The following is a 26,710-nucleotide window of genomic DNA, read 5'->3' on the forward strand; positions in this document are numbered from 1 at the left end:
CCGCGGCAATATCGAGCAGGTCGGCTCGCCGATGGAGCTTTACCGCACCCCCGCCAACCTCTTCGTCGCCGGCTTCATCGGCTCGCCGCGCATGAACCTCATCACCGGTGACTTTGCCCGCAGCAAGAACGCGACCACCGCCGGCGTGCGGCCGGAGCATCTGGTGCTGTCGAAGGAAAGCGGGCTGTGGCAGGGCAAGGTCACCGTCGCCGAACATCTCGGCTCCGATACCTTCCTGCATCTCGAGGTGAACGGCATCGGGCCGATCACTGCCCGCACGGATGGCGAGTTCGAATGCAGGCATGGCGATACCGTCTTCATCACTCCGGACGAGACCAAGATACACAGGTTTGATGAGAAGGGTGTGGCGATATGACGGGAAGACTGGAAGGTAAATCCGCGCTGATCACGGGTTCGGCGCGCGGCATCGGCCGCGCCTTTGCGGAGGCCTATATACGCGAGGGGGCAACCGTCGCCATTGCCGATATCGATTTCGAGCGCGCCAGCAAGACCGCCCGCGAGATCGGCGAGAATGCCTATGCCGTCGAACTCGACGTGACCAAGCAGCATTCCATCGACACCGCCATTCGCACCGTGGAAGGCCAGACGGGCGGGCTCGATATCCTCATCAACAATGCCGCGCTGTTCGACCTGGCACCGATTGTCGAGATCAAACGCGAGAGCTACGAAAGACTGTTTTCGATCAACGTGTCCGGCACGCTGTTCATGATGCAGGCCGCCGCAAAAACAATGATTGCTCGGGGAAAAGGCGGCAAGATCATCAACATGGCAAGCCAGGCGGGCCGGCGCGGCGAGGCCTTGGTGGCGGTGTATTGCGCCACCAAGGCCGCTGTCATCAGCCTCACCCAGTCGGCCGGGCTCGATCTCATCAAGTACGGCATCAACGTCAATGCGATTGCGCCGGGCGTGGTCGATGGCGAACACTGGGACGGCGTGGATGCGCTGTTTGCGAAATATGAAAACCGCCCCGCCGGTGAAAAGAAGCGGCTGGTCGGGGAGGCCGTGCCCTTCGGCCGCATGGGCCGTGCCGAAGACCTGACCGGCATGGCGATCTTCCTTGCCTCCGATGAGGCACAATACATCGTCGCCCAGACCTATAATGTCGATGGCGGCAACTGGATGAGCTGAGTATCGGGCGCCTGTCGCCCGGCCTTGGCACGAACAACGTTTCCCCTTCGAGGATCGTGACATGACATGCAAACTCTCCCTCGCAACGCTTGACGACGCCAGAAAAACCGCGGCTGTTCCGGCCTATTCCCGGGCCGATCTTTCCGCCGGCATCGTGCATTTCGGCGTTGGCAATTTCCACCGCGCCCATCAGGCGGTTTATCTGGATGACCTCTTCAACACCGGAACGGACCATGACTTCGCTATCATCGGCGCGGGCGTTCTGCCGTCCGATGCGGTGATGCGCGAAAAGCTTGCCGCGCAGGATTTCCTGACCACGGTGGTGGAGCAGGACAATAACCGCACCGGCGCGCGCGTCACCGGGCCGATGATCGACATTCTGAAGGTTGGCGATACAAAGGCCATCATCGATACGCTCGCCGATCCGAAAATCCGCATCGTTTCCATGACGATTACCGAGGGCGGTTATTTCATCGATGCTTCCGGTTCCTTCAACCCGCAGCATCCGGCCATTGCCGAAGACGGCAGAAACCCGGCTTCGCCGAAAACCGTGTTCGGCCTCATCGTCGCCGGGCTGAAGGCGCGCCGCGACAAGGGGCTGCAACCCTTCACCGTCATGTCCTGCGACAACATTCCGCATAATGGCAAGGTCACCAAAAATGCGGTGGTCGGGCTCGCGGCCCTGTCCGATCCGGCCTTTGCCAACTGGATCGGCGAAAATGTCGCTTTCCCGAATTCCATGGTCGACCGCATCACGCCCGCGACAGGCGAGCGCGAACGTAATATTGCCCGCGACGATTTCGGCATCGAGGACAACTGGCCGGTCTTCTGCGAGGAGTTCAAGCAATGGGTAATGGAGGATAATTTCCCCGCCGGCCGCCCGGCGCTGGAAAAGGCCGGCGTACAGTTTGTCAGGGACGTTGCGCCCTATGAGCACATGAAAATCCGCATCCTCAATGGCGGCCACGCGGCAATCGCCTATCCGGCGGCGCTGCTCGATATTCATTTCGTGCATGAGGCGATGGAGCATCCGCTGATCCGGGCATTTCTGGCAAAGCTTGAAAATGAAGAGATCATTCCGGTCATTCCGCCGGTTCCCGATACGAATCTCGCCGATTATTTCGCGCTGATCGAGCGGCGTTTCCTCAATCCGAAGATCGGCGACACCATTCCGCGTCTGGCGCAGGACGGTTCCAACCGCCAGCCGAAATTCATTCTGCCCTCCACCGCCGACCGTCTGGCGCGCGGCGAGGATATTGTCGGCCTTTCTCTGGTTTCGGCGCTCTGGTGCCGTTATTTCCAGGGCACCTCCGACAGCGGCAAGGAAATCGCCTTCAACGATGCCAGCGCCGAACGCCTTCAGGCAGCGGCGATCAAGGCCAAGGACGATCCGATGGCCTTCCTCGCGCTTGAGGATATCTTCGGAACAGTTGCCGAATCGGAGCTTTTCCGTAAACGCTTTGCCCATGCATTGAAGACGCTGTGGCAAGAAGGCACGGCGAAGACCTTGCAGCTTTATCTGGATGACAAGCTGGCTGAAAAGTGACTGAGAGATGGAAGACGAGACCGGGCCCCTTTTGATTTTCGACTGCGACGGCGTTCTCGTCGATAGCGAGCCGGTCTCCATCTCCGTCCTTCTCGATATGCTCTCCCATCTCGGCGTGACGATGGGGGAGGAAGAGGCCTATGAGCGCTTTCTCGGCCGCAGTGTGGCCAGCATGACGGCGACGCTGTTTGAGGATTACGGTGTCGAAACCGACATCGATTTTCTCGACCATATGCGGGCGACGCTGTTTGAGCGTTTCCGCACCGAGCTTCGGCCGATTGACGGCATTGGCGAAACGCTGGACAGGCTCCTGCCGCTGCGGCGCTGCGTCGCTTCATCAAGCCAGCCGGAACGCATCCGTTATTCGCTGGGGCTGACCGGCCTGATCGACAAATTCGAACCGCATGTCTTCAGCGCCACCATGGTGAAGAACGGCAAGCCGGCGCCCGATCTTTTTCTTCATGCGGCGCGCGAAATGGGCGTTGAGCCGCGTCACTGCATCGTGATCGAGGACAGCCCGGCCGGCATTGCCGCCGCAAAGGCGGCCGGCATGGGCGTTTTTGCCTTTACCGGCGGTTCGCATGCGCGCTTTCCCGCATTCCGTGAAAAGATCGCCGGGCTTGGGGCGGATGCGGTGTTTGACGCGATGCCGGATTTGGTCCAACTTGTCGGCAATTATGTGGGGAAGGGCGGTTTTGACGGCCAAATGGAACGTGATGCGGGCTGAAGCAGATTTTGCCTGCCGTCGTCGCCGGGTCGTTGCGCAAGGGATGGAATTGCAGTCTTGATGCGTCAAAATCTCGTCGCTGTCGATGTCGGCACCGCCAGCGCCCGGGCCGGCATTTTCGATCTGGCCGGCCGGCTGCTTGCCCGCTCCACCCATCCCATCCTGATGCAGAGGCCGCAGGAAAACCACGCCGAGCACGATTCCACCGACATATGGAACGCGGTCTGCATCGTGGTGAGGGCGGCGCTTGCCGAGGCCGGGGTTTCACCGCAAAGCATTGCCGCCATCGGCTTCGACGCCACCTGCTCGCTGGTCATCCGCGATGGGCGGGGTGAGCCGGTTTCGGTTTCCGTTACCGGTGAAGACCGGTTCGACACCATCGTCTGGCTCGATCACCGGGCGATATCGGAGGCCGATAGCCTGACGGCATCCGGCCACCGGGTGCTGGATTTTGCCGGCAACAGCGTCTCGCCGGAAATGCAGATGCCGAAGCTGATGTGGCTGAAGACGCATATGCCGGCAAGCTGGTCGCGCATGTTCTTCGCTTTCGATCTGGCGGATTTCCTGACGTGGAAGGCGACCGGTTCAGCGCAGCGTTCAAATTGCACGCAGACGGCGAAGTGGAATTTTCTGGCGCAGGAAAATCCCGGCTGGCAGGCGGATTATCTGGAACTGGCGGGCCTTGCCGATTTGAGGGAGCGGGCAGGGCTGCCCGAAACCACGGTAATGCCGGGGGAAAGCATCGGCCCGCTTTCGCCCGAAGCGGCCGCCGAACTGGGTCTCGATACCGGCTGCCAGGTGGCGGCGGGCATGATCGACGCCTATGCCGGCGCGCTCGGCGCATTGGGCGGCTGCCTGTCTGCGGATGTGGGTCGGCATGTGGCGCTGATCGCCGGTACATCGAGCTGCCTTGTCGCCATGTCCGAGCGGCAGATGCCCGGCCACAGCCTCTGGGGTCCCTATTGGCAGGCGATCCTGCCGGGTCACTGGCTGGTGGAGGGCGGGCAATCGGCCACCGGCGCGCTGCTTGATCATATTGTGCGCATGCATGCGGCAGGCGGTGAGCCGGATACGGCGCTGCATGCCCGCATCGTTGCGCGGGTAACGGAATTGCGCGCGCTTGAGGGCGAGGCCTTCGCCGAGCGGCTGCATGTGCTGCCGGATTTCCACGGCAACCGCTCGCCGCTTGCCGATCCCCATGCCGTCGGCGTCATCAGCGGGCTGACTTTGGATACGTCTTTCGACAGTCTCTGCCGTCTTTACTGGCGCACAGCCGTCGCCATTGCGCTCGGCGCCCGCCATGTGCTCGATGCGATGGAGCGTTTCGGTTATGCGGTGGAAAGCCTGCACGTTACCGGTGGGCATGTGAAGAACCCGCTGCTGATGGAGCTTTATGCCGATGTGACGGGCAAGCGCATCGTCGTTCCCGCCACCGCCGATGCGGTGCTGCTCGGCACGGCGATGACGGCGGCGACGGCCGGCGGGGTGCATGCGAACCTTGCTGCTGCAGGGGCCGCCATGTATCCGGGCAATGCGGAAATATCGGGCAATCCGGCGCGTGGCCCCCGTTATGAGCGGGATTATCGCCGCTTTCTCGCCATGTATCGCCATCGTCAGGAACTGGAAAGCCTTTGATTTTCTAAAAGGAAATGACAGGCTTTAACGGCTGCCGCGCATTTCTTCTCCCCGCCGGGGAGAAGGTGGCCCGAAGGGCCGGATGAGGGGGAACGCCAGCGATAGAACGCACTCTAGCCCCTTCATCCCGCTGCCGCGACCTTCTCCCCGACGAGGAGAAAAAACGAGCGGTAACCACTCGATCCCTCGGCCCCGTATTGCCGCCAAACGCAATTAGCTGCGCAGCGCGCGTTTCAGGGCCGTGAGGTTCTTTGCCCTTGCTCTGCCGCTGTCATCGGCGCTGGCGCCAAGCGCACAGAGGGTGAATTCCAGCAGGGAGACCAGTTGCAGCAGGCCCTGGCCGCCATTCTGCGCCTGCGGCATGGCAAGGCAGAGATCTGCGCTTTCCGGTCCCCATTCATAAAAGCGTGTGGTGATCAGCAATGTCCTGTAGCCGCTCTTGCGCGCCATTGCCGACAGGCGTTGCAGCGGCGACAGGGCGCCGCCGCAATCCATGATGACGAGCAGCGCCTGCGCGGGGTCGAAATCCCACAGGGCGACATAGGCCGCGCTGTCGCTGCCGAGATAATGGATATGGCCCCGGCTCTCCAGAAGCCGCCCGTAAAAATGCCGCCCGGCATCGAGACCTTCCGGAGAGGTTGCCAGAAAAACATTGCCCGCCGTGGCGATCTCGTTCATGGCAACCCGCCAGATCGATTGGGTGGTCATGTCGAAAGCGGTCTGGATGGCCTGAATCTGCTGCGACAGAAGCTGTGAAAACGGGTTGGAATGGCGTTCGCCGCCTTCGGCCATGGCGGGCTGGTCCGCGCCGGCCGTTTCTTCGGCATGGCGCAGATCGGCGCGTATATCGCTGAATTGCCGGTATCCCAGCGAGCGCAGGAAACGGCCGACCGTCATCGGACTGAGGCTGAGCTTGGCGGCCAGCGTCTGCGCCGTCTCGAACGGCAATTCGTCCAGATGTTCGATCAGATATTTGGCGATCTTGCGCTCTGAAGGGGTGCCTGCCTTCATGGCGCGCGTAAGGTTCAACAGCAGCTTTTCCACCAACGCCTCATTCTTTTATCTTTATTGAACGATGATGCATGCGCGCGCGCAAACGAGCGTGCGAACCGCAATTTGACGGTGGGGGATAGCTTTTCCGGCCTTGTCCTCCACCGGACCGGAATGCGAAATATAATAGGTATATTATTATATTTTAGAGATACCTTTTATTCAAGAGAAATTCCATCTGCGGTTTAAATCCAGGCATTTGGCATCTTTCCGCCCGTCTTGCAGAGCGGGCGGGCAGCGCTTATCTCTCGTCTGGTAAGTGTGTTTCAACGCGAAAGGCGTCGAGGAGTTCCGGATGATTTTTGATGCGGCGAGGCTTGCCTTCCACAATCTCTTTGCCGCCGAAACCCGGTCGGTCTTCTGGAAGGTTCTGGGGCTCACGCTTCTCGTGCTTGCGGCGCTGTGGTTCGCCATCCGCTCGATCTTCATTTATTTCGCCCTGCCGTGGGTGGATACGCTGATCCCCGGCGTACCGGACTGGGCTGGCTGGCTGACCTTCGTTTTCGCCATTTTCGCCGGCATCGGGCTGGCGCTGGCGCTCGCGCTGCTCATTTCGCCGGTCACCGCCGTCATTGCCGGCCTGTTTCTCGATGATGTCGCCGAAGTGGTTGAGAAAAAGAGCTATCCGGACGATCCGCCGGGCAAGGCGATGCCGGTCGGCGAGGCCGTTCTGTCGTCCATCAAGTTCTTCGGTGTCGTCATTGCCGGCAACCTTGTCGCGCTGTTGCTGCTTCTGGTGCCGGGTATCAATCTCATCGCGTTTTTTCTGGTGAACGGCTATCTGCTCGGCCGGGAATTCTTCGAGTTCGCGGCGATGCGTTTCCGCGCGCCCGCCGAAGCGAGGTTGTTCCGCTCAAAACACCGCACCACCGTCTTCATGGCCGGGCTGGTGATCGCGGCCTTCCTGGCGGTGCCGTTTCTCAACCTGTTGACGCCGCTTTTTGCCGCCTCGATGATGGTGCATCTGCACAAGGCCGTCAGCCGGCGCGATCCCTCATTCGCTAGCGGCCGCACCGAACAGCTGCGCGGGTAACTCCACCAGCGGCGCTGGAATATCGAAGGTCTTTTCCGGCGATTTGCAGATATCGGCAATCACGCAGCGTTCGCATTCCGGTTTGCGCGCCTTGCAGCAATAACGCCCGTGCAGGATCAGCCAGTGATGGGCATGGAACAGATATTGTTCGGGAATGATGCGGATCAGCCGGTCTTCAACCTCGTCAGGGGTTTTGCCCGGCGCAAGACAGAGCCGGTTGGCAATGCGGAAGACGTGGGTATCCACCGCAAGCGTGGGCACGCCGAAGGCCATGGACATCACCACATTGGCCGTCTTGCGGCCAACGCCAGGCAGCGTCACCAGTTCCTCGCGGGTTTTCGGCACCTCGCCGCCGAAATTGTCGATCAGCATCTGCGACAGGGCAATGACGTTTTTCGCCTTGTTGCGGTAAAGGCCGATGGTCTTGATATAACCGATCAGTTCTTCCTCGCCGAGCGCCAGCATCTTTTCCGGCGTATCGGCCACCTTGAACAGCGCGCGCGTGGCCCGGTTCACGCCCACATCGGTCGCCTGCGCGGAAAGCGCCACGGCCACCAGCAGGGTGAAGGGATTGGTGTGTTCCAGCTCGCCTTTCGGCTCCGGTCGCTGAATGGAAAAGCGGCGGAAGATCTCGGTGAGCTCGTCCTTGGAATAGGCCGTTTTCACCCGCGCCGGCTTGCGCGCGGATGCCGGATTTGACTTTTTCAATGTTTGGGTGCTGGATCGTTTTTTGGCGACTGTCATGGACTATCTATAGCCAGCCCGCCCTGAGGAAAGCAACGTGGATACGCTCAACGACCAGCCGATTTTCGCGGCGGAACTCGTTCCGCACCGTTCGCTTGGCAGAAGCGGTTTCCGGCTGCTCCTGCTTTTCTCCGGCCTGGCCTGCCTTGTCTATGGCGGCTTTTTCCTCGCCACCGGGGCATGGCCGGTCGGCCTGTTCTTCGGGCTGGATTTCCTGCTTCTTTATGCCGCCTTTCGCGCCAATTACCGGGCGGCGAAGGCGCGGGAAGAGGTCAGCGTCTCGCGCACCAGCCTGTCGATCCGCAAATTTTCTCCCGCCGGGCGGATGGTGGAACATCGCTTCAATCCCTTCTGGGCGCGCTTCCGGGTGAGGCGGCATGACGAGATCGGCATCGTCTCCATGCATGTGACGGGCGAGGGGCGGGCGATCGATATCGGCTCGTTTCTCAACCCGGATGACCGGGAAAGCTTCGCGAAGGCGTTTGGTGGCGCGCTGGCGACTGTGCGGCGGCGCATGTGAACGAATCAGGAAGTTGTCGTGGCGCGGTGGTCTCCTTCCCTCATCCCTGTGCTTGTCACAGGGATCCAGCCAGCCCAAGTCTTTGGGCTGAAAAGAGTCCCTCGCCACGCGGACGCGCGTCGGCTGGATTCCTGTGACAAGCACAGGAATGGGGGTGCGCGGGTGTTCCGGCTAACGAACATTCCTTGCGTATCGTGATGCCGCGCAAGAAACGGGTGGAGACGAAGTCGCTTTAATGGTTTTCTCTTACCCGTTAGGAGATTTGCGATGAACGCCAATATTACGCTGAACGAAGACATCACCCCCATCGGAACCGATTACGACACGGTGCGCGGGGTTATCGAGCTTTTGACGCTGGATTATCGCGAGCAGCCCTCCCTCGAAGCCATTGCCGCAGAGCTTGGCCAGTCGCCGACGCAATTGCAGAAGACCTTCACCCGCTGGGCCGGCCTTTCACCCAAGGCTTTCCTGCAGGCCGTAACACTCGATCATGCCAAGCGGCTGTTACGCGAAGAGGACCTGCCGCTACTGGAAACCTCGATCGAGGTCGGCATGTCGGGGCCGGGACGCCTGCACGATCTGTTCGTCACCCATGAGGCCATGTCGCCCGGCGAATGGAAGGCCAAGGGCGGTGGGCTGACGATCCGTTACGGTTTCCACACCTCGCCCTTCGGGCTTGCGCTGGTCATGGTGACAGATCGTGGCCTTGCCGGCTGCGCCTTTGCCGATCCGGGTGAGGAAAGGGCCTGCTTCGAGGACATGGCCGGCCGCTGGCCCAATGCCAATTATGTCGAGGATCGCGAAGCGACTGCACCCTACGCCGCGCGCATCTTCGATCCGTCCATGTGGTCGGCGGACAGGCCGCTGCGCGTCGTGCTGCTCGGCACGGATTTTCAGGTGCGTGTCTGGGAAAGCCTCCTGAAAATCCCGATGGGCCGCGCCGTCACCTATTCGCACATCGCCTGCGATATCGGCCAGCCCACCGCGTCGCGTGCGGTCGGTGCTGCCGTCGGCGCCAACCCGGTGTCCTTCGTCGTTCCCTGCCATCGCGCCGTCGGTAAAAGCGGGGCTCTGACGGGGTATCACTGGGGCCTGACCCGCAAGCGGGCGATGCTCGGCTGGGAAACGGGGAAGGTGTGACGCCGGTCTCCCTCTTCCCTGTGCTTGTCACAGGGATCCAGCCAACCCAAGTCCTTGGGTTGAAAAGACTCTTCCCGTCGCGCAGACGCGCGCCGACTGGATTCCCGTGACAAGCACAGGAATGAGGGCGGGCCTAAATCGACTGACGAAGCCTAAACCAGTTCCATCAACGCCCGCGCCGCCGCCTCGTCTGTTATCAGCGTATTGCACCCGATCCGCTTGATCGTGGCGCGGATGGCGATGGCGCGGTGGGCGCCGCCGGAGGCCAGCACGATGTGTTTGGCCTTGCGCAGCGTATCGAGATCGATTGCCATGGCGCGCTGGTTGATCGGGTGATCGACCGAGCGGCCTTCGGCATCGATGAAGTTGAACATGGTATCGCAGACGCAGCCGGCATCGATGAGTTCCCGAAGTGTCTCCTTCGAAATGAAACCCTCCGACAGCGAGGTCGAATGAGGGCCGATATCGCCGCAGGAGACGATGGCGAGATCGAGCGTTTCGGCGAGATCGTAAAGCGTCGCTAGCCCGCATTTTTCGATCAGCGCCCGTTTGGTCTCAACCGAATCCACCAGGAGCGGCGCGAGGAACATGTAACATTCCGCCCCGAGCGCGCTCGCCAGCCGCCAGGTGTAATCCAGCGGGTTGGTCTGGTGCACGGCGACGATACCGCCGAGCAGCGACACGACCTTGCAATTTTCCCGGCGCGGCGGGCGGAAGCTGGAAAGCGAGGCGGTCATGGTGCGGCCCCAGCCGACGCCGATGGTAGCCTCGTTCGGCACCGCTTCGGAAAGGAACTGCCCGAGCGCCAGCCCGACCGCCTTGGCCGTGCCTTCGGCGTTCGCCTTATTCGGGGATGGGCCGGGGGAAGGGATGATCACCGCCTCGTCCAGCCCGTAAGCCGCCTCCAGCCGGCCGGCCAGCTCGACGAAATCCTCAATGCCTTCGTTGATCCATATCTGCACTTCGGAGCGCTTCATCGCCTCGTCCAGAAGGCGGATGACGGTGGAGCGGCTGATGCCCAGTTTCTCGGCGACATCCTTCTGCGTCATGCCCTGATTATAATAGAGCCATGCGGCGCGCAGCCGCAGAGACGCCGCTTCCGAATAGGCCGTATGGGTTTCTCTTCTCAGTTTCGCCACGGTTTCCGCCATTCTTTATTAGCGGCCGAGTATCGCAGGCATGAAACTTATGTCAATTGCGATGCGCAAATGTCTTGACTTTCGACCGTGCCGCTTGCGATAGTCGGAGCCGGACAAACCGCGATTTCGGCCTTGGGCGCACCCATGGTGCGGGAACGAAATGACGGCAGAGCAAGTTTTAAAGAGATCATGAAGGATCATTCGATATGACGTCCAAACTCGAACAACTTCGCGCCATCACCACGGTCGTTGCCGATACCGGCGATATCGAGGCGGTTGCGCGCCTGAAGCCGGTGGATTGCACCACCAACCCCACCATCGTTCTCAAAGCGCTCGGCACACCGGCCTTTGCCGATGCGGTGAAGGAAGCCGTCGCATGGGGCAAGAAGCAGGGTGGCCAGTCCGACGCCGTGGTTGCCGCCGTTGCCGACCGTCTTGCCATTTCCGTGGGCGCAGCCCTTGCTGGCCTCGTTCCGGGCCGTGTGTCGACCGAAGTCGATGCCGACCTTTCCTTCGATACGCAAGCCTCCATCACCAAGGCGCGCCACATCATTGCCGCCTACAAGGAGCGCGGCATCGAGCGTGAACGCATCCTCATCAAGCTCGCCTCCACCTGGGAAGGCATCAAGGCTGCCGAGGTTCTCCAGTCCGAAGGCATCGACTGCAACCTGACCCTGCTGTTCTCGCAGGCCCAGGCGATCGCCTGCGCCGAAGCCAAGGTCTTCCTCATCTCGCCCTTCGTCGGCCGTATTCTCGACTGGTACAAGAAGTCCACCGGTGAGACCTACACCGCCGAGACCGATCCGGGCGTCGTGTCGGTGCGCAGCATCTACAATTATTACAAGGCTAATGGCATCAGCACCGTCGTCATGGGCGCGTCCTTCCGCAATGTCGGCGAAATCGAAGCGCTGGCCGGTTGCGACCGCCTGACGATCAGCCCGGCGCTGCTGGAAGAGCTGGACAAGGACAGCGGCAAGCTGGAGCGCAAGCTTTCGCCTGACAATATCAAGGCAGAGCCGCTGCAGTCGCTCGACGAGAAGGCATTCCGCTGGGCGCTCAACGAAGACGCGATGGCCACCGAGAAGCTTTCGGAAGGCATCCGCCTCTTCGCCAAGGATCTGGTGACGCTGCGCGAGATGGTCCGCAAGGAACTGACGCTGGCTGCGGCCTGATACAAAAGGGGGAACCATCCACGTTCCCCCTGCGTTTAAGAGATATAAATCTCCAGTCACTCAAAACGCGATCGGGTCCCTGCCGGTCGCGTTTTTTTGTGCGTTTCAGGAATTTCCGTTTCCTGTCGCCACTTCGGAAATCCGCTTTGCCGCCTCGCGGATCAGCGCTTCACAGGCCTCGCGTGTCGGGGCCTTGCCGCCAAGCGGCGTGATATAGGGGCAGGTGATGACGGCAAGCGCCGTACCGTCCAGCGTCAGCACCGGGGCGGAAATATTGCGCACGCCGGCGGTCTGAAGGCTGTCCATGGATTCGAAACCGTTTTTGCGCACCTCCGCCAGCCGTCCCGCAAGGTCCGGCGGCACGGTTTCGCCGCTGCCGCGCACCTGTTCGGTTATCATGATCTGGCGCTGCGCCTCGGTCTGGAAGGCCAGAAGCACATGGCCGGAGCCGGTGTGGAACAGGCTCATCTGCGCGCCGACCCGCATGGACATGGCCCAATAGGTGGATGATTCCTGCTGGGCGATCACGACGACGCTGCCGCGATCATAAATTGCCAGATGGCAAGCCTGCTCGGCGCTTGCCGAAAAATCGCGCATGACAGGTGCGGCGAAAGAAACCAGCCGGCGGATCGGCGCGTGGAAATGCGCCAGCCCGAACATCTTCAGCGTCAATGAGAAGCGGTCTCCGTCAAGCCGCTGCACATAGCCGCGGCGCACCAGCCGGTCCAGCATGCGGTAAAGCTCGTTCGGGCTTTTGCCGATAGACTTGGCGATCTCGATCTGCGTCAGCCCGCCATCGGTGCGGGCCAGAAGTTCGAGAATGTCCAGACCCTTGTCGAGGGCGGGAGCGCGATATCTTTCGCTGTCGTCGTCGGTCATCTGGCCTCGATGGTGTTTTGCGCGGTCGCCGGGTGGGCAGCCTGAAAATATGGTTGCCCGATAGCCGTCATCCACGCAAGTTTGCTTGACGCCATATGAATACCGCGTTTACATATGAATTGTCGATCCATATTTGAGATCATCGAAATTCAGCGGTCCGGTGCCTGAAGGGCGGGCGGGCCTTTAGCGGGAGGCTATTCATGGTGCAGGATTTTAACGGCCGGACAGTGGTGATCACCGCCGCCGGCCAGGGTATCGGCCGGGCGACGGCGGAGCGCTTCATATCGCTCGGCGCGCGCGTCATCGCCACCGATATCAATGAGCAGGCGCTTTCGACGCTGAAGGGTGCGGAAACCCGGGTTCTGAACGTGCTCGACGGCGATGGCGTCAAGGATTTCGCCGCCGATATCGGCCATGCGGATGTGCTTTTCAACTGCGCGGGTTTCGTTCATTCCGGCACCATTCTCGATTGCGAAGAAAAGGACTGGGATTTCTCCTTCGATCTCAACGCCAAGGCCATGTACCGCACCTGCCGCGCCTTCCTGCCTGGCATGCTGGAAAAGGGCAAGGGCGCAATCGTCAACATGTCCTCCGTCGCTTCCAGTGTGAAGGGCGTGCCGAACCGTTTCGCCTATACCGCCTCCAAGGCGGCCGTAGTCGGTCTGACCAAGGCGATTGCCGCCGATTTCGTGACAAAGGGCATTCGCTGCAACGCCATCTGCCCCGGCACGGTCGATAGCCCGTCCCTGCATGACCGCCTGCGCGCCACCGGCAATTACGAACAGGCGCTGGCCGATTTCATCGCCCGCCAGCCGATGGGCCGCATCGCCACGCCGGAAGAAATCGCGGCGCTGGTTACCTATCTCGCGTCGGACGAGGCAGGCTTCACCACCGGCCAGATCCATGTGATCGATGGCGGCTGGACAGGCTGAATTCCATTACGGGAGAGAGGAGAGGCGGCCGGCTCTTGCACCGGTCGCCTTTTTTCATTCAGACGACGGCGCTTCCGGCCATCAGTGCAAGCACGAGGAAGACCAGGAAGATCACCACGGCGATGAAGAACAGGATACGGGCCACGCCCGCCGCGGCCGCCGAAATGCCGGTAAAGCCGAATACGCCTGCGATCAAAGAGATAACAAAGAAAATAAGAGCCCACTTCAGCATGGCGCTTCCCCTTTTGCAATTTTCCCGAGCCCGCCGTCCCGCGACAGGCTCGGTAAAATGACGCGCAAAAGGCGAAAATGTTCCATACGCCCGCAAAAATCGTTGTTTTAGAGTGTTTTCGCTTTGCTTCGAATAGCGAAAACACTCTAACTCTTTGTTTTGGCGCATTTCCGGACGGAAAACCGGGCTCCACTTTTCCTGGAAGTGCTCTAGAAACCCGTTTCACGCGCCGCATCGATCCGGCGGGCATTCCAGATGGTGCGGATGAAGGTGGCGACGAAAGCAAGGCTCATGAACATGACGATGGTGGGAGCCGGCGCGCTGTCGATGAGGAAGCTCAGCCATATGCCTGCCAGCGATGAGGTTATCGCCACCGCAATGGCCACCAGCAGCATGGCGGAAAAACGCCGGGTCAGCAGGAAGGCGATTGCGCCCGGCGCGACCAGCATGGCGACCGAGAGGATGATACCCACCGCTTTCAGCGCTCCGACGACGGTGAGCGACAGAACCATCAACAGGCCATAATGCAGGACACGCACCGGCAGGCCGATGGCTTTCGCATGCTGCGCATCGAAGGCGTTGACCAGCAGATCCTTGCGCAGAATGCCGAGAAACAGCGTGGCGAAAAGCGCGATCAGGCCCGTCTCCAGCATATCCGACGGCGCAATGCCCAGCATGTCGCCGAAGAGGATGTGGTCGAGATGCACATCGCTCTGCACTTTCACATAAAGCACCAGCCCCAGCCCGAACATGCCGGAAAAGACGATGCCGAGCACCGTGTCTTCCTTGATGCGGCTGTTTTCCTTGATGAAACCGGTGCCGAGCGCGCAGATCATGCCGGCGATGAAGGCGCCGATGGAAAGCGGGATGTTGACGATATAGGCCAGCACCACGCCGGGCAGCACGGCGTGGGAAACCGCATCGCCCATCAGCGACCAGCCCTTCAGCACCAGAAAACAGGAGAGCATCGCCATGGGAACCGCGATCATCAGGGTGATGATGAAGGCATATTGCATGAAGGGCAGCTGAAACGGCAGGATGGCGAGTTCGAGATAGTCGCTCATGGCGTCTCCTCCAGCGCCCTGCGGGCCTTGGCGCGGGAAGCGAGAAGCCCGTGCTTGGGCGCGAAAACGAAGGCAGCAAGGAATATCGCCGTCTGCAGCACGACGATCACGCCGCCGGTCGCACCGTCGAGGAAATAGCTGAGATAAGCGCCAACGAAGCTGGTGGTCGCGCCGATGATGAGGCTCATCAGGATCAGCCGCTCGAAACGGTCGGTCAGCAGATAGGCGGTGGCGCCGGGCGTCACCACCATGGCAACGACGAGGAAGGCCCCGACGGTCTGAAGGGCGGCAACCGTGGAGGCGGCGAGCAGGGTGAAGAATATCACCTTCAGCACTTCCGGCTTCAGCCCCACGGTGCGGGCGTGGTTCTCATCGAAGAACACCACCATGAAGTCACGCCATTTCAGCGCCAGCACGATGAGGCTGATGCCGCCGATCAGCGCGAGTTGAATGGTGTCTTCGGCGGTGATCGCCAGAATATTGCCGAGCACGATGGTCTGGATATTCACCGAGGTAGGTGAGAGCGACACCATGAACAGGCCAAGCCCGAAAAACGAGGTGAAGATCAGCCCGATGATCGCATCTTCCTTCAGCCGCGTCTTCTGGTTCAGGAACAGCATGGAGCCGGCCGCAAGCCCGCCGGAAAGGAACGCGCCGAGCGAAAAGGGCAGGCCCAGCATATAGGCGCCCGCCACGCCCGGAACAATCGCATGGGAAAGCGCGTCGCCGATCAGCGACCAGCCCTTCAGCATCAGATAGGCCGAGAGAAAGCCGCAGACGCCGCCCACCAGTGCGCTGACCCAGATGGCGTTCAGCATGTAACCATAGGTGAAAGGCTCAAGAAGGCTGTTTATCATCGACTTTTTCTTTCGGAGCCTGCGGATCATGTCCGGTCTGGCCGTTCTTGCCGTAAATCACGAAAGGCCGCTCGTCATCGGTGATGACCTTCACCCGGCGCGGATCGGCGTCGTTATGCAGGTCTGCCCCGCCAAGCACGAAGTGACGCAGGCTGCCGCCGAAGGCCTTTTGCAGGTTCTCCTCGTTGAAGGTATCCGCCGTCTTGCCCGATGCCAGCACCGTGCCCTTGACGAAGACGGCGCGGTCACAGAATTCCGGCACGCTGCCGAGATTATGGGTGGAGACCAGCATGACGCGGCCCTCGTCGCGCAGCGCCTTCAGAAGCGCGACGATCTGCTCTTCCGTCGTCACGTCGACACCGGTGAAAGGCTCGTCCAGCAGGATCACCTGACCCTCCTGCGCCAGCGCGCGGGCCAGAAACACCCGCTTCTTCTGCCCGCCGGAGAGTTCGCCGATCTGACGCTTGCGATAATCGAGCATATTGACGCGTTTCAGCGCCTCTTCGACCATGTGATGATCGCGTTTCGAGGGAATGCGCAGGAAATTCATGTGGCCGTAACGGCCCATCATCACCACATCCTCCACCAGCACCGGAAAGCTCCAGTCCACCTCCTCGGCCTGCGGCACATAAGCGACGAGGTTTTTCCGGAGCGCTTCCTTCACCGGCAGGTCGAAAATAGAGACGGAGCCGGCGGCCAAGGGCACGAAACCCATGATCGCCTTGAAAATCGTGGACTTGCCGGCGCCATTGACGCCGACAAGTGCAGTGATCGTTCCGCGGGGGATGGAAAAGCTGGCATTTCTTAATGCGGTGTGGCCGTTTCGATAGGTCACTGTCGCATTTTGAACCGTCAGGCCGCCGCCTGATTTTTTACTGCCCATTCTCATGAAGACAGCCCCTTGGCGATGGTTTCGCTGGTCACGCGCAAAAGGTCGAGATAGGTCGGAACCGGGCCGTCCGCCTCGCTCAGCGAGTCCACATAGAGGATGCCGCCATAGGCCGCGCCGGTTTCCTTGGCCACCTGCTGGGCGGGATCGGCGGAAACCGTGCTTTCGCTGAATATGACGTGGATATTGTGCTCGCGCATGGCGTCGATCACGCCGCGCACCTGCTGCGGTGTGCCCTGGCTGTCGGCATTGACCGGCCACAGGAACAGTTCCTTCAGGCCGAAATCGCGGGCGAGATAAGAAAACGCGCCTTCGCTCGTTACCAACCAGCGCTTGTTTTCAGGCAGAACAGAAAGCGTGTCGCGGATCGGCTGCACGGTGGCTCTGATCTTGTCCGAATAGGCCTTGGCATTGGTGGCATAGACATCGGCATGGGCGGGGTCGATTTCGGTCAGGCCCTTGCGGATATTTTCCACGTAGATCAAGGCGTTATCGGGGGACATCCAGGCGTGCGGATTGGGTTTTCCCTGATAGGCGCCGCCGCTGATGGCCATGGGTTCCACGCCGTCGCTCACCGTCACGCTCGGCACGCCGGAGAGGTTGGCCAGGAACTTTTCGAACCACAATTCAAGATTGAGGCCGTTACGCAAGACCAGATCGGCCTTGCGGGCTTTAAGAATATCGCGCGGTGTCGGCTGGTAGTTGTGAATTTCAGCGCCCGGCTTGGTAATGCTTTCCACCTCGGCCGCATCGCCCGCCACATTGCGCGCCATATCGGCGATGATGGTGAAGGTCGTCACGACGGTCGGTTTTTCCTGAGCAAGGGCGACGCCGGGAAGAAAAAGCGAAAAAGCGAAAATGGCGTGGCGGATTTTATGGAAGTTCACGGGGCTCACCAGATTTTGTTGCGATTAATTCGCAATACCATCTGTTATAAAATCACGCTTGTCAACGCTATTGCAAATCATTCGCAAATTAGCGCATTTCGCAAATGTCCGAAAATGGTGCGTTTTTGCCGGTGTTGCGCCGGCGGGATTAAACTTTTTTCAATGAGAAAGCGGCACTATCGCAAGGCTCGGACAGCGTGGTCCGGAGCTTGTCCCGCGTGTGTTCCTCATCCTTCGAGCCACGTTTTGGGGTGAGGGCGTAAGACGGGGTACTTGATGTCAGGATGTTGCGGGTGAAAGCTGTATTCGGACGAATGCGGTTTTCGCGCAAGCTCGTTATGATTGGAGGCGGGATCCTGCTTTTGGCGGGTGCGACCGGCTCTGTTGCCGTGTTTATCGGCAGCGAGCGGCTGCTCGGCCCATCCTACGCCTCCACCAACGGGCTTTCCTGCGACGCGGTCCAGACGGTCAATATCCGCAAGAACGGTTCTCTATGGATCCGCAAATTCATTCGCACCCAGGGCGGTGACGGCACAGAGCGGCTGAAGACTGCGCTTCGTGTCGCAAGGGCAGTTTACGACAAGCAGAAACCCGATCTGGTTCAGGTCTCCGTGCTCGACAAGAACGGTCCGCAGCTGCGTTCGGAAATGCGTGGCCGTGCCATTGCCGCACAGGTGGTTTTCATTCCCGATCCGGCAAAAATTCCCGAAGGCGCGGATGCCCATCGTTATTCGGCCTTTTATTACGATGGCGCCGCCAATGCCGGCGGCCAGTTTTACGGCCTGCGTATCGATCTGCCGCTGGAAGATGCCGAGGCGCTGGCGGCAAGCCTCAGCGATTCGGCCGATTGTGCGACCCCGGCTCTCGATGGCGGTTCCGAAGGCCATGAAGCAAAACCCGCGAAAAGTGCGACGGGACACGGCGAAACCAAAGATGACGGCGCGGGCGGCCATGGCGGCGCGCCGGCGGAGGCCAAGGACGGTGGGGCCGATCATGGCGAAACCCCATCTCCCGAAGCGCATGGTGAACCGGCTGCCGACGAACTTCTGACCTCGACGCCGGAAGCCGATGGCGGCAGCATCTTCAGCCTGTCTTATCTGAAATCGCTGATCTTCGGCAAAGGCTCGACGACCGCACAGGCGGCGGAAGAAAAGCCGGCTGCCCAAAATGCGCCGGCGGAAGAACCCGGTGCGGAGAAAAAGGCCGCGAGCCACTAAACGGGCGAGGGCGGTTTCTCCCCGAATCCTTGCGGCGACCGAATACCTCGCTTGTCAGATATCCGGCCCGATCCGCAGGCGGCCAGCGGGATTTGGAAATTTCTTCCGTTTGTTAACGATTGCCGGAGAGAAACTCTGCGACAGGGCGGCAAAGGCGGCAATGCGGGCGATCAGCTTTTCCCGATCACCCTTTGTCACGGCCTCGTAGCTCTTGATCTCGTCGATATAGCCCGTCAGCCAGTCTTGATATTTGCCTTCGTTCCAAAGGCGCTCAGTCGCAAACACCGTGTCTTCCAGCCGATCATAGGCAACGAGCGTCCGTCGCCAGCGATGCTCGTCGAAATCCAGCGCGCCATTGGCGAAGAGCGACCCGACCTCGAGGCCGTAGCTCATCAGCTTCGCAGAGCGTTCCGGCGGCATGGTGAGGTTCAGCCCGCCTTCCTCCTCGTTGAGGAAAACGCGGGCGATGCGTTCTCTCTGGCCCGGCATGGTGGCGAGCGACTGATCCTGCCAGTCCTTCGCCGAGCTGAGGATGCTGCCGAGAAAGCCGCTCATTTTTTCCATCTTGTGAACGGGCACGCCGATCCCTTCGCCCGCGGCCTGCGGGATCGTGACGCGCTTGCCGCTACTTGCGATGGATTTCGGCAATTCATCGAGGCTAAGCGCGAAAGTGGGACGCGACGGAAGCAGGGCATCGAAAAGATGGATGGGAAAGTTGCTGCTGATGCCGCCATCGGAGAACCAGATTTTCGCCTTCATGACGGGCCGCGCTTTGCCGCCGAGACGCTGCACGATATCCAGCGTGCCGCGATCGTTGGTATAGGCCGGAATGGCCTTGAACAGCACCGGGAAGCTCAGGCTCATGCGCGTTGCGATGATGACGGGCAACTGTGCAGGTTCCGGAAAAGCCTTGAGTTCGGGAAAGGGGCCGCCCGGTGTTGCGATCTGCTTCAGCCAGTTCATCACGGCCGCGGGAAAGAGCTGGCTCCATTCCGTCGGGTCGTAAGCCACCATGAGATTGGTGGTCGGAAGCGTGTGCGGCCGCCGCATCGACAGGTTCGTCGTGACCATCTTCAGGTTGATGACCGGCTTCTCCGGCTCCGCGCCGATGAGGTCGCCGAAGGTGAGCGGTGGCGCGGTTGCGGCATCGCTGCCGAAAGCGATGTCCTGGATCGATGCATGAAGCCATTCCGTCAGGCCCGGAACCTCGGCATCGGAAACCGTTAGTCCCGAGCAGAAACCGAAGCCGTCTCTTGGCAACCGGTAGAAAACCAGCCACAGGATCTGGCCGAGGATGCCGGCCAGCATTCCCACCAATCCGCCGAGAACCGACCCGGCCCAACCGCCGCCCAGAACCCACAAGGCGCCGGCGCCGATGACAATGCCAGCTATGGCTGCCAGCGGAAAAGCCAGAAGCAAGCCCAAAACCTTGCCCGGCCAGCCGCCGGCCTGCGCCCACAGCAGGTAACGCATCAGCGGGCGAAAACGGCGCTGCGGCTGGAAAAGCCTGTCCAGAATAGTGGGTATCGTATCGCAATGAGCCTGCAGGCGGGTGAAACCATCCGGGTCGTTTCTGACCGTGCGGGAATATTCCGCCGCCGCCGCAAAGGCGGCGGCAATCGCCCCGGCCGATGTGCCGCCTATCGAGCGGAAGCGATACCGGCGCGCCAGTTCCAGAACGGCATAGGGATAAACGACACCGGAGGTGATGCCGCCTTTCATCACCACGTCGCATTCCTTTTCAGGTGCGGCGAACATATCGGGCTGGTATTTGGGAAGCTCATTCTCGGGCATGCGTATCTCCCCGGCGGCTCCTGATCGAAAGCCGTCAAACACAATGCGAATGATGGAGAATGGGTATCACAAGTTGAGGCGATATCGCCAGTATATTCTACTGAAAGTTAAATAAACTGACGCGATCCGTTCGCTGAAAGCCGGATAATTACTTGCGAGCGTCTATCTATGGAGAGGAAAACCGACAGACAAACGGGGCGAAACCTCGCCACACTCTCCGACGTCAAGAAAATACGCCCCGTCGCCACTAACGAGAAAGTTGGGGCGCGGAAGGCGGCCGTGAGGCCGCCCCAGGTTTCGTCCGATCAGTCCGCCTTGTTGCGGCGGGCCGGGAAGAGGATGACGTCGCGGATCGACGGGGCGTTGGTCAGAAGCATGATCAGGCGATCGACGCCGATGCCGAGGCCGCCGGCGGGCGGCATGCCCTGGTCGATGGCGTCGAGGAATTCGTCGTCCAGCTGCTTGTCCTTTTCACCGCGGGCGTGCGCCTGCTCCAGCTGCTCCACCATGCGGCGGCGCTGTTCTTCCGGATCGTTGAGTTCGGAGAAGGCGTTGCCCACTTCCCAGGCGTTGCAATAGCTTTCGAAACGCTCGACGAGGCGCGGTTCGCCCGGCACTTCCTTGGCGAAGGGCGAGATGTCCTTCGGGAAATGCGTCACGTGGCTCGGCTGGATCAGTGTGCCTTCCACCTTCTCCTCGAAGATGAAGGCAAGGCATTCGCCCCAGGTCCAGTCCTTCTCGACAGCAAAACCGGCAGCCTTGGCGGCGGCGCGGGCTTCCTCGTCGGTCTTGATGGCAAGGAAGTCGATACCGGTCGCGTCCTTCACCGCGTCGGGCATCGGCACGCGCTTGAACGGGCCCTTGAAGGAGATGGTCTGGCCCTGGAATTCAACTTCGGTCGTGCCGTGCAGGGCAATCGCCAGCGTCTCGAACAGACGCTCCACGAGACCCATGATGTCCTCGTAATCGGCATAGGCCCAGTAGCACTCCATCATGGTGAATTCAGGATTGTGCCTTGTGGAAACGCCTTCGTTGCGGAAGTTGCGGTTGATTTCGAAGACTTTGTCGGTGAGGCCCGAAACCAGCGTGCGCTTCAGGTACAGTTCCGGCGCGATGCGCAGATACATGTCCATCTTCAGCGTGTTGTGGAAGGTCTTGAACGGATCGGCCGTCGCGCCGCCATAGATGGTCTGCAGCATCGGCGTTTCCACTTCGAGGAAGCCTTCGGCCTCCATGAAGCGGCGAATACCGGAGAGGATCTTCGAGCGCTGCAGGAAGCGCAGCTTGGATTCCTCGTTGGAGAGGATATCCAGATGGCGCTTGCGGTAACGCAGCTCAATGTCGGAGACGCCATGCCACTTTTCGGGCATCGGCAGCAGCGACTTCGTCAGCATGGTGATTTCTTCAGCGTTGATCGTCAGCTCGCCGCGCTTGGTGCGGCGCACCTTGCCGGTCACGCCGATGATGTCGCCGATATCGATCATCGGCAAAAGGTTGCGCGCTGCTTCCGGCGTCGTATCCTTGTGGGAGAAGATCTGCACCTTGCCCGAGGCGTCATGGATATCCATGAACATGCCGGAATTGCGCGAGGAATAAACGCGGCCGGCCACCGTCACCGTATCGCCGGTTTCGACGTCGGCTTCGATATCGGCGTATTTTTCCGCCAGCTCCGCATTGGTCAGCGTGCGGTGGAAATGCGCCGGATAGACATCGCCGATCTGTTCGCGCAGCAGCGCGAGTTTCTGGCGGCGCACTTCGGTGGCGTCGGAGGAAAGGGCGGTGGTTTCGGTCGTCTTGTCGTTCATCGTATTCGCCTTCAGCGGCCTTGTTCGTTGCGGTTGCCCTATGCGCTCCGGGCTTACCCCCTTTGTCCTGCCGGACATCTCCCCCTCAAGGGGGGAGATCGACAAGCGGCGGGCACCGTGCCCATGGAACGAGCGGGTGCGGCACCTGATCTCCCCCCTTGAGGGGGAGATGCCCGGCAGGGCAGAGGGGGGTAAGCCCCAAGCAAAGGGGTATATTCAGTATGCCGGCGTCACCGCCAGCACATAACTATCAGCTTCCGCTGCCCACCATCGTGGCCACAACGGCAATCGCCATCTTCAGCCGCTGGCGCACCACGGAGCGGCCGAGCAGCGCCATCGAGTCAAACAACGGCAGCGAGCGCGAGGAACCGGACATGGCCACAAACAGCGGCGGCGTCACGACGCGCAGCTTCTTGCCGGTGCGTTCGGCGACATCGCGCAGTTCGGCCTCGATCGCTTCCACATTCCAGTCCGGCATTTTTTCGAGGTCGGCGGCAACCGTGGTGAGGATTTCGTGGATTTCCTCGGGTTTGCTTTTGAGCCCGGCAAAGGAAGCCGGCGTCAGGCCGACATCGCTCGCCAGCAGGAAGCCGGCAAGGTTCGGCAATTCGCCGAGTCTGGAAATGCGGCTCTGGGCAAGCTTCAGGCCTTCGGTCAGGCGGGCATTTTCCATCGCCCATTCCAGCGTGCGGGCAATGAATTCTTCCGGCGAAAGCTTCTCGCGCAGCCAGCGGCCGTTCAGCCAGTCCAGCTTCTGGATGTCGAAGATGGCGCCGGCCTTGGACAGCGCTTCTGGGTCGAACTTCGCCGCCAGCTCGTCCATGGTCAGCAGCTCTTCGCCTTCGGCGATCTGGATGAAGAACAGGCCAAGAAAGTTCATCAGCGCTTCCGGCAGGTAACCCAGCGCGGAATAATAGGAGATCGAGGTCGGGTTCTTGCGCTTGGAAAGCTTCGACTTGTCGGCGTTGCGCATCAGCGAGAGATGCATGAACGTGGGCTGGTCCCAGCCGAAATAACGGTAAAGCAGAATGTGCTTGGGCACAGACGCCAGCCATTCTTCGCCGCGCGCCACATGGGTGATCTTCATCAGATGGTCGTCGATGACGTTGGCCATGTGATAGGTCGGCATGCCGTCGGCCTTGATCAGCACCTGCATATCGACAGAATCCCACGGGATCGAGACATCGCCATAAACGCCGTCGTGGAAATCGCACGAGCCTTCGGTCGGGATTTTCATGCGCACGACGTTGGGCTCGCCGGCGGCGACGCGGGCGGTGACTTCCTCGGCCTTGAGATTGAGGCAATGGCCGTCATATTTCGGCGGCTTGCCGGCGGCTCGCTGCGCCTCGCGCATTTCTTCCAGCCGCTCGGGCGTGCAGAAACAGCGGAAGGCATGGCCTTTTTCCAGCAGCTCTTCGGCATAAGGCCAGTACATGGCCTTGCGCTCGGACTGGCGGTAGGGACCGTAAGGGCCGCCGACATCCGGGCCTTCCGACCAGGTCAGCCCGGTCCAGCGCAGGGCTTCCAGCACTTTCTGCTCATATTCGAGGGTCGAGCGGGTGGCGTCGGTATCCTCGATGCGCAGGATGAACTCGCCGCCGTGTTTCTTGGCGAAGAGATAGTTGAACAGCGCGATATAGGCGGTGCCGACATGCGGCTCGCCGGTGGGGGAAGGTGCGATGCGGACGCGAACGCCGGAAGTGGTCATGAAATTCACTCGTCGTGACGTGGCAGTGACGTCGGGGCGGTTTCACCCTTCTGTCACGATGTTTTCGTTTGGATGCGGCAGGAAATCATGTTGGAAGACGCAATGAAAGCGCCTTTTGCACATTCCCGTTCGGCTTCGGCTTAGGCCATATTCTGCCGCAGGCGTCAAGGAAATACGAAGCCCGCACTGGTTCAGCATCCCAGCTGAGAGTCCTAGCTTACTGGCCAGACGTAAAGCAGCATGGGAATGCTGGCGATGACGATCATGATCGACAGCGGCAGGCCAAGGCGCGGATAGTCGCTGAAGCGATAACCGCCGGGACCCATGACCAGCGTATTGCACTGGTGGCCGATGGGGGTGAGGAAATCGCAGCCCGCGCCGATAGCCACCGCCATCAGGAAGGCCTCCGGCCGGAAACCGAGTGTGGTGGCGAAACCGGCGGCGATGGGGGCCATGACCAGCACGGTCGCGGCATTGTTGAGAAAAGGCGTCACCGCCATGGCGGTGAGCAGGATCATGCCGAGCGCCGCAAAGGGCGGCAATCCCTGTGCGGCATGGCCGAGCCAGGCGGCGATCAGTTCGCTTGCCCCACTGGTACGCAGGCTGTCGCTGACGGGAATAAGGGCGGCGAGCATGACGAGGATCGGCCCGTCGATGGATTTATAGACCTCGGTGAGCGGGATGGCGCCGACGACGATCATCATGAAGGCGGCGGCGAAAAAGGCGACGGAGACCGGCAGCAACCCGCTGCCGGCGGCGATCATGGCGGCGGCGAGCACGATGACGGGCAAAAGCGCGCGGCGCTGCACGCCCAGCAGGATTTCCCGCTGCGCCAGCGGCAAGAGCGAAAATTCCTGCAATACCTGCGGCAGGTTCTTGCGGCTGCCCTGCAAAAGAATGACGTCGCCCGCCTGCAATGTCAGCTCGGAGAGCCGCTGGCTGACGCGCTGGCCGCGCCGGCTGACGGCGATCAGATTGACGCCACGCGTATAGGACAGCGCGAGTTCACGCGCCGAAATGCCGTTCAGAACCGATTCATTGCTGATGACCGCTTCCATGGAAATGAGATCTGCGGTTTTCTGGCCGTTTTCCATCAGCGGCTTGCCGGAAAGCAGAAGCTTCGCCTGCGAGACGATGCGGTCCAGCCCCTCCGGGCTGCCTTCGAGGAGAATCGTGTCGCCCGCCTTCAGCGTCACGTCGGGGAAGGGGGAGATGCGTCGCGGTCCGCGCAGGATGGTGCTGGCGATCACATCGCCGTCGGCCTGTTTCAGCAATTCGCGCAGCGGCTTCTCCGCATGGGTGCTGTCGGCGGGCAGGGTGGCTTCGGCGGTATAGGCGGACTGGTCGAGAATATCCTCCACCGATGCCTGCTGGCGGTTGCGCACCGGCAGCAGCCGGTAACCGAAGGTCAGGAAGATGATGCCGATGACGGTCAGTCCCGCGCCGACGGGCGTGAAGTCGAACATCGAAAAACTCTGCCCGATCATTTCCTCGCGCAGCCGCGAGACGACGATGTTGGGCGAGGTGCCGATCTGCGTCATCAGACCGCCCAGCAGGGCGGCGAAGGCCATGGGCATCAGATAATAGGAGACCGGGCTGCCGGATTTGCGGGCGAACTGGAAGGCGACCGGCATCATGATGGCGAGCGCGCCGATATTCTTGATGAAGGCCGACATGACGGCGACGACGATCATCAGGAAGGCGAGCTGCAGGCTCTTGGAGTGCATTTCGGGGAAATATTTCTTGATCGTCATATCGACGATGCCCGACCGCGCCACCGCCGAACTGACCACCAGCGCGCTGCCGACGATGATGACGATATCGTCCGAAAAACCGGAAAAAGCTTTTTCGAAAGGCACGACGCCGAGCGCCACCGCCACGAGCAGCGCACTGCAGGCGACGACATCGTAACGCAGCCTGTCCCAGATGAACGCGACCATCATGCCGGCGATGACGGTGAAGGCGAGGATCTGGTCTGTCGTCATCTGGGCGGGTTACTTTCGCATGCGGGGAGATGGAATCGTATCTGCTTTTTTGTAAGGAACGTATCCATCAACGCAAGTGCGCAACGGGAGTTCCTCCCGCAGGCGCATATCGTTTCATTGCATGAAAAAACTGTCGATATAATCTGCTGCCCGGTCAGAGATGCCGACGATCTTGTCTGTCGCCTGGCGATAAAGCTTGAAATTGAGCTCGGTTCCGGGCTGCCCGTCGTCCCAGTCACGGAAGTCGCGAAGTTCCGCACGACCCAGCGGGCGCAGAGCGGTTGCGGTTCGTTTTATGGTGAGATCGACCCGGGGTGTCTGTCGCGCGATGCCGGGTTTGCGGGCAACTGCTTGGGCGCTTGTCACCGTGCCGCGCGCGATGAGGCCATGCCCGCCCTCATTTTCACTGGCAAACAGAAAAACGGTGTCGCCTTCCGTTATGGTCTTGCCGCCATACATGGTTTTTTGTGCGGCGAATGCGAAGGTTTCCGCGTCGGGATTTGAGATTTCCGCTTTGATGACGAAAGCCATGTTCTCTTCCCCTCCGGGCGGTGCGGGATGTCGACACCGCTTTGTCCGGTTTTGGTAGCGCAAGGCCCGCATGCG

The 26,710-nt window shown here is 60.8% G+C and carries 25 protein-coding genes; 11 read left to right on the forward strand and 14 right to left on the reverse strand.

Annotated elements, in window-relative coordinates:
• The 5 genes from ACQZ5G_RS24315 to ACQZ5G_RS24335 all read left to right on the forward strand — a co-directional run.
• Nucleotides 1–376, forward strand: a 376-nt coding sequence (locus ACQZ5G_RS24315) for a TOBE domain-containing protein (protein WP_448739271.1), incomplete at its 5' end; no start/stop codon positions are given.
• Nucleotides 373–1,149 (forward strand): L-iditol 2-dehydrogenase, encoded by a 777-nt coding sequence (locus ACQZ5G_RS24320; protein ID WP_448739270.1) that lies wholly within the window; start codon nt 373–375, stop codon nt 1,147–1,149. The genes ACQZ5G_RS24315 and ACQZ5G_RS24320, both read left to right, overlap by 4 nt.
• A gap of 61 nt (nt 1,150–1,210) precedes the next feature.
• On the forward strand, nt 1,211–2,695 hold the full coding sequence (locus ACQZ5G_RS24325) for a mannitol dehydrogenase family protein (RefSeq protein WP_448739269.1): 1,485 nt from the start codon (nt 1,211–1,213) through the stop codon (nt 2,693–2,695).
• A 7-nt stretch (nt 2,696–2,702) separates the two neighbouring features.
• The gene (locus tag ACQZ5G_RS24330) at nt 2,703–3,422 is read left to right on the forward strand and encodes an HAD family hydrolase (protein WP_448739268.1); all 720 of its coding nucleotides are present in this window, start codon (nt 2,703–2,705) and stop codon (nt 3,420–3,422) included.
• Between the two features lie 60 nt (nt 3,423–3,482).
• The gene (locus ACQZ5G_RS24335) at nt 3,483–5,057 is read left to right on the forward strand and encodes an FGGY-family carbohydrate kinase (RefSeq protein ID WP_448739275.1); all 1,575 of its coding nucleotides are present in this window, start codon (nt 3,483–3,485) and stop codon (nt 5,055–5,057) included.
• 213 nt (nt 5,058–5,270) lie between these two features.
• Here ACQZ5G_RS24335 and ACQZ5G_RS24340 read toward each other — a convergent pair whose 3' ends face one another.
• On the reverse strand, nt 5,271–6,104 hold the full coding sequence (locus ACQZ5G_RS24340; protein WP_269830156.1) for a MurR/RpiR family transcriptional regulator: 834 nt from the start codon (nt 6,102–6,104) through the stop codon (nt 5,271–5,273).
• 298 nt (nt 6,105–6,402) lie between these two features.
• Here ACQZ5G_RS24340 and ACQZ5G_RS24345 point away from each other — a divergent pair, with 298 nt between their 5' ends.
• On the forward strand, nt 6,403–7,140 hold the full coding sequence (locus ACQZ5G_RS24345) for a sulfate transporter family protein (RefSeq protein WP_448739267.1): 738 nt from the start codon (nt 6,403–6,405) through the stop codon (nt 7,138–7,140).
• Here ACQZ5G_RS24345 and nth read toward each other — a convergent pair.
• Complete coding sequence (gene nth, locus ACQZ5G_RS24350; RefSeq protein ID WP_035239600.1) at nt 7,102–7,884, reverse strand: endonuclease III; 783 nt, start codon at nt 7,882–7,884, stop codon at nt 7,102–7,104. The two genes, ACQZ5G_RS24345 and nth, sit on opposite strands and share 39 nt — an antisense overlap.
• Nucleotides 7,885–7,921: 37 nt before the next feature.
• Here nth and ACQZ5G_RS24355 point away from each other — a divergent pair, with 37 nt between their 5' ends.
• A complete protein-coding gene (locus tag ACQZ5G_RS24355) occupies nt 7,922–8,404 on the forward strand; it encodes a DUF2244 domain-containing protein (RefSeq protein ID WP_448739266.1) in 483 nt (160 codons plus the stop codon).
• A gap of 267 nt (nt 8,405–8,671) precedes the next feature.
• Nucleotides 8,672–9,544: a methylated-DNA--[protein]-cysteine S-methyltransferase gene (locus ACQZ5G_RS24360; RefSeq protein WP_448739265.1), complete on the forward strand. Its 873-nt coding sequence runs from the start codon at nt 8,672–8,674 to the stop codon at nt 9,542–9,544.
• Between the two features lie 152 nt (nt 9,545–9,696).
• Here ACQZ5G_RS24360 and ACQZ5G_RS24365 read toward each other — a convergent pair whose 3' ends face one another.
• Nucleotides 9,697–10,683, reverse strand: coding sequence for a sugar-binding transcriptional regulator (locus tag ACQZ5G_RS24365; protein WP_448739264.1), 987 nt, complete (start codon nt 10,681–10,683; stop codon nt 9,697–9,699).
• 206 nt (nt 10,684–10,889) lie between these two features.
• Between ACQZ5G_RS24365 and tal the strand changes: the two genes are divergently transcribed.
• A complete protein-coding gene (gene tal / locus ACQZ5G_RS24370) occupies nt 10,890–11,855 on the forward strand; it encodes a transaldolase (protein WP_003523123.1) in 966 nt (321 codons plus the stop codon).
• A 105-nt stretch (nt 11,856–11,960) separates the two neighbouring features.
• Here tal and ACQZ5G_RS24375 read toward each other — a convergent pair whose 3' ends face one another.
• Nucleotides 11,961–12,734 carry an IclR family transcriptional regulator gene (locus tag ACQZ5G_RS24375; RefSeq protein WP_035259692.1) on the reverse strand — a complete coding sequence of 258 codons (774 nt, stop codon included), beginning with the start codon at nt 12,732–12,734 and terminating at the stop codon, nt 11,961–11,963.
• A gap of 200 nt (nt 12,735–12,934) precedes the next feature.
• Here ACQZ5G_RS24375 and ACQZ5G_RS24380 point away from each other — a divergent pair, with 200 nt between their 5' ends.
• The gene (locus ACQZ5G_RS24380; protein ID WP_003499083.1) at nt 12,935–13,666 is read left to right on the forward strand and encodes an SDR family oxidoreductase; all 732 of its coding nucleotides are present in this window, start codon (nt 12,935–12,937) and stop codon (nt 13,664–13,666) included.
• A 58-nt stretch (nt 13,667–13,724) separates the two neighbouring features.
• Here the strand turns inward: ACQZ5G_RS24380 and ACQZ5G_RS24385 are convergent, their stop codons facing one another.
• The 5 genes from ACQZ5G_RS24385 to ACQZ5G_RS24405 all read right to left on the reverse strand — a co-directional run bounded on the left by ACQZ5G_RS24385 (nt 13,725) and on the right by ACQZ5G_RS24405 (nt 17,595).
• The gene (locus ACQZ5G_RS24385; protein WP_003499086.1) at nt 13,725–13,898 is read right to left on the reverse strand and encodes a DUF1328 domain-containing protein; all 174 of its coding nucleotides are present in this window, start codon (nt 13,896–13,898) and stop codon (nt 13,725–13,727) included.
• 209 nt (nt 13,899–14,107) lie between these two features.
• Complete coding sequence (locus ACQZ5G_RS24390; protein ID WP_448739263.1) at nt 14,108–14,962, reverse strand: metal ABC transporter permease; 855 nt, start codon at nt 14,960–14,962, stop codon at nt 14,108–14,110.
• Nucleotides 14,959–15,819 carry a metal ABC transporter permease gene (locus ACQZ5G_RS24395; protein ID WP_448739262.1) on the reverse strand — a complete coding sequence of 287 codons (861 nt, stop codon included), beginning with the start codon at nt 15,817–15,819 and terminating at the stop codon, nt 14,959–14,961. Before ACQZ5G_RS24395 ends, ACQZ5G_RS24390 begins: the two co-directional genes overlap by 4 nt.
• On the reverse strand, nt 15,800–16,708 hold the full coding sequence (locus ACQZ5G_RS24400) for a manganese/iron ABC transporter ATP-binding protein (RefSeq protein WP_448739261.1): 909 nt from the start codon (nt 16,706–16,708) through the stop codon (nt 15,800–15,802). Before ACQZ5G_RS24400 ends, ACQZ5G_RS24395 begins: the two co-directional genes overlap by 20 nt.
• Nucleotides 16,705–17,595 carry a metal ABC transporter substrate-binding protein gene (locus ACQZ5G_RS24405; protein WP_269830154.1) on the reverse strand — a complete coding sequence of 297 codons (891 nt, stop codon included), beginning with the start codon at nt 17,593–17,595 and terminating at the stop codon, nt 16,705–16,707. The genes ACQZ5G_RS24400 and ACQZ5G_RS24405 overlap by 4 nt, the downstream gene beginning before the upstream one ends.
• Nucleotides 17,596–17,909: 314 nt before the next feature.
• Between ACQZ5G_RS24405 and ACQZ5G_RS24410 the strand changes: the two genes are divergently transcribed.
• Nucleotides 17,910–18,812 (forward strand): hypothetical protein, encoded by a 903-nt coding sequence (locus ACQZ5G_RS24410; protein ID WP_448742686.1) that lies wholly within the window; start codon nt 17,910–17,912, stop codon nt 18,810–18,812.
• 54 nt (nt 18,813–18,866) lie between these two features.
• Here ACQZ5G_RS24410 and ACQZ5G_RS24415 read toward each other — a convergent pair whose 3' ends face one another.
• The 5 genes from ACQZ5G_RS24415 to ACQZ5G_RS24435 form a co-directional block, all read right to left on the reverse strand.
• On the reverse strand, nt 18,867–20,606 hold the full coding sequence (locus ACQZ5G_RS24415; RefSeq protein ID WP_448739259.1) for a patatin-like phospholipase family protein: 1,740 nt from the start codon (nt 20,604–20,606) through the stop codon (nt 18,867–18,869).
• Nucleotides 20,607–20,911: 305 nt separating this feature from the next.
• A complete protein-coding gene (gene lysS / locus ACQZ5G_RS24420; RefSeq protein WP_448739258.1) occupies nt 20,912–22,411 on the reverse strand; it encodes a lysine--tRNA ligase in 1,500 nt (499 codons plus the stop codon).
• Between the two features lie 250 nt (nt 22,412–22,661).
• The gene (gene gltX, locus ACQZ5G_RS24425; protein WP_269830150.1) at nt 22,662–24,119 is read right to left on the reverse strand and encodes a glutamate--tRNA ligase; all 1,458 of its coding nucleotides are present in this window, start codon (nt 24,117–24,119) and stop codon (nt 22,662–22,664) included.
• Nucleotides 24,120–24,331: 212 nt separating this feature from the next.
• Nucleotides 24,332–26,104, reverse strand: a complete 1,773-nt coding sequence (locus ACQZ5G_RS24430) for an SLC13 family permease (protein ID WP_448739257.1) — start codon at nt 26,102–26,104, stop codon at nt 24,332–24,334.
• A 114-nt stretch (nt 26,105–26,218) separates the two neighbouring features.
• Nucleotides 26,219–26,707, reverse strand: coding sequence for a hypothetical protein (locus ACQZ5G_RS24435; protein ID WP_448735565.1), 489 nt, complete (start codon nt 26,705–26,707; stop codon nt 26,219–26,221).
• Nucleotides 26,708–26,710: the final 3 nt, after the last annotated feature.

The organism is Agrobacterium sp. 22-214-1 (assembly GCF_053522465.1).

What these genes read in the sequence shown, in the direction of transcription:
- ACQZ5G_RS24430 (WP_448739257.1), bottom strand. Translation starts at nt 26,104, where the DNA reads ATGACGACAGACCAGATCCTCGCCTTCACCGTCATCGCCGGCATGATG.
- ACQZ5G_RS24325 (WP_448739269.1), top strand. Translation starts at nt 1,211, where the DNA reads ATGACATGCAAACTCTCCCTCGCAACGCTTGACGACGCCAGAAAAACC.
- ACQZ5G_RS24345 (WP_448739267.1), top strand. Translation starts at nt 6,403, where the DNA reads ATGATTTTTGATGCGGCGAGGCTTGCCTTCCACAATCTCTTTGCCGCC.
- ACQZ5G_RS24415 (WP_448739259.1), bottom strand. Translation starts at nt 20,606, where the DNA reads ATGCCCGAGAATGAGCTTCCCAAATACCAGCCCGATATGTTCGCCGCA.
- ACQZ5G_RS24320 (WP_448739270.1), top strand. Translation starts at nt 373, where the DNA reads ATGACGGGAAGACTGGAAGGTAAATCCGCGCTGATCACGGGTTCGGCG.
- ACQZ5G_RS24375 (WP_035259692.1), bottom strand. Translation starts at nt 12,734, where the DNA reads ATGACCGACGACGACAGCGAAAGATATCGCGCTCCCGCCCTCGACAAG.
- ACQZ5G_RS24435 (WP_448735565.1), bottom strand. Translation starts at nt 26,707, where the DNA reads ATGCGGGCCTTGCGCTACCAAAACCGGACAAAGCGGTGTCGACATCCC.
- ACQZ5G_RS24395 (WP_448739262.1), bottom strand. Translation starts at nt 15,819, where the DNA reads ATGATAAACAGCCTTCTTGAGCCTTTCACCTATGGTTACATGCTGAAC.
- ACQZ5G_RS24335 (WP_448739275.1), top strand. Translation starts at nt 3,483, where the DNA reads ATGCGTCAAAATCTCGTCGCTGTCGATGTCGGCACCGCCAGCGCCCGG.
- ACQZ5G_RS24400 (WP_448739261.1), bottom strand. Translation starts at nt 16,708, where the DNA reads ATGAGAATGGGCAGTAAAAAATCAGGCGGCGGCCTGACGGTTCAAAAT.
- ACQZ5G_RS24410 (WP_448742686.1), top strand. Translation starts at nt 17,910, where the DNA reads ATGCGGTTTTCGCGCAAGCTCGTTATGATTGGAGGCGGGATCCTGCTT.
- gltX (WP_269830150.1), bottom strand. Translation starts at nt 24,119, where the DNA reads ATGACCACTTCCGGCGTTCGCGTCCGCATCGCACCTTCCCCCACCGGC.
- tal (WP_003523123.1), top strand. Translation starts at nt 10,890, where the DNA reads ATGACGTCCAAACTCGAACAACTTCGCGCCATCACCACGGTCGTTGCC.
- ACQZ5G_RS24380 (WP_003499083.1), top strand. Translation starts at nt 12,935, where the DNA reads ATGGTGCAGGATTTTAACGGCCGGACAGTGGTGATCACCGCCGCCGGC.
- ACQZ5G_RS24385 (WP_003499086.1), bottom strand. Translation starts at nt 13,898, where the DNA reads ATGCTGAAGTGGGCTCTTATTTTCTTTGTTATCTCTTTGATCGCAGGC.
- nth (WP_035239600.1), bottom strand. Translation starts at nt 7,884, where the DNA reads ATGACAGTCGCCAAAAAACGATCCAGCACCCAAACATTGAAAAAGTCA.
- lysS (WP_448739258.1), bottom strand. Translation starts at nt 22,411, where the DNA reads ATGAACGACAAGACGACCGAAACCACCGCCCTTTCCTCCGACGCCACC.
- ACQZ5G_RS24330 (WP_448739268.1), top strand. Translation starts at nt 2,703, where the DNA reads ATGGAAGACGAGACCGGGCCCCTTTTGATTTTCGACTGCGACGGCGTT.
- ACQZ5G_RS24360 (WP_448739265.1), top strand. Translation starts at nt 8,672, where the DNA reads ATGAACGCCAATATTACGCTGAACGAAGACATCACCCCCATCGGAACC.
- ACQZ5G_RS24390 (WP_448739263.1), bottom strand. Translation starts at nt 14,962, where the DNA reads ATGAGCGACTATCTCGAACTCGCCATCCTGCCGTTTCAGCTGCCCTTC.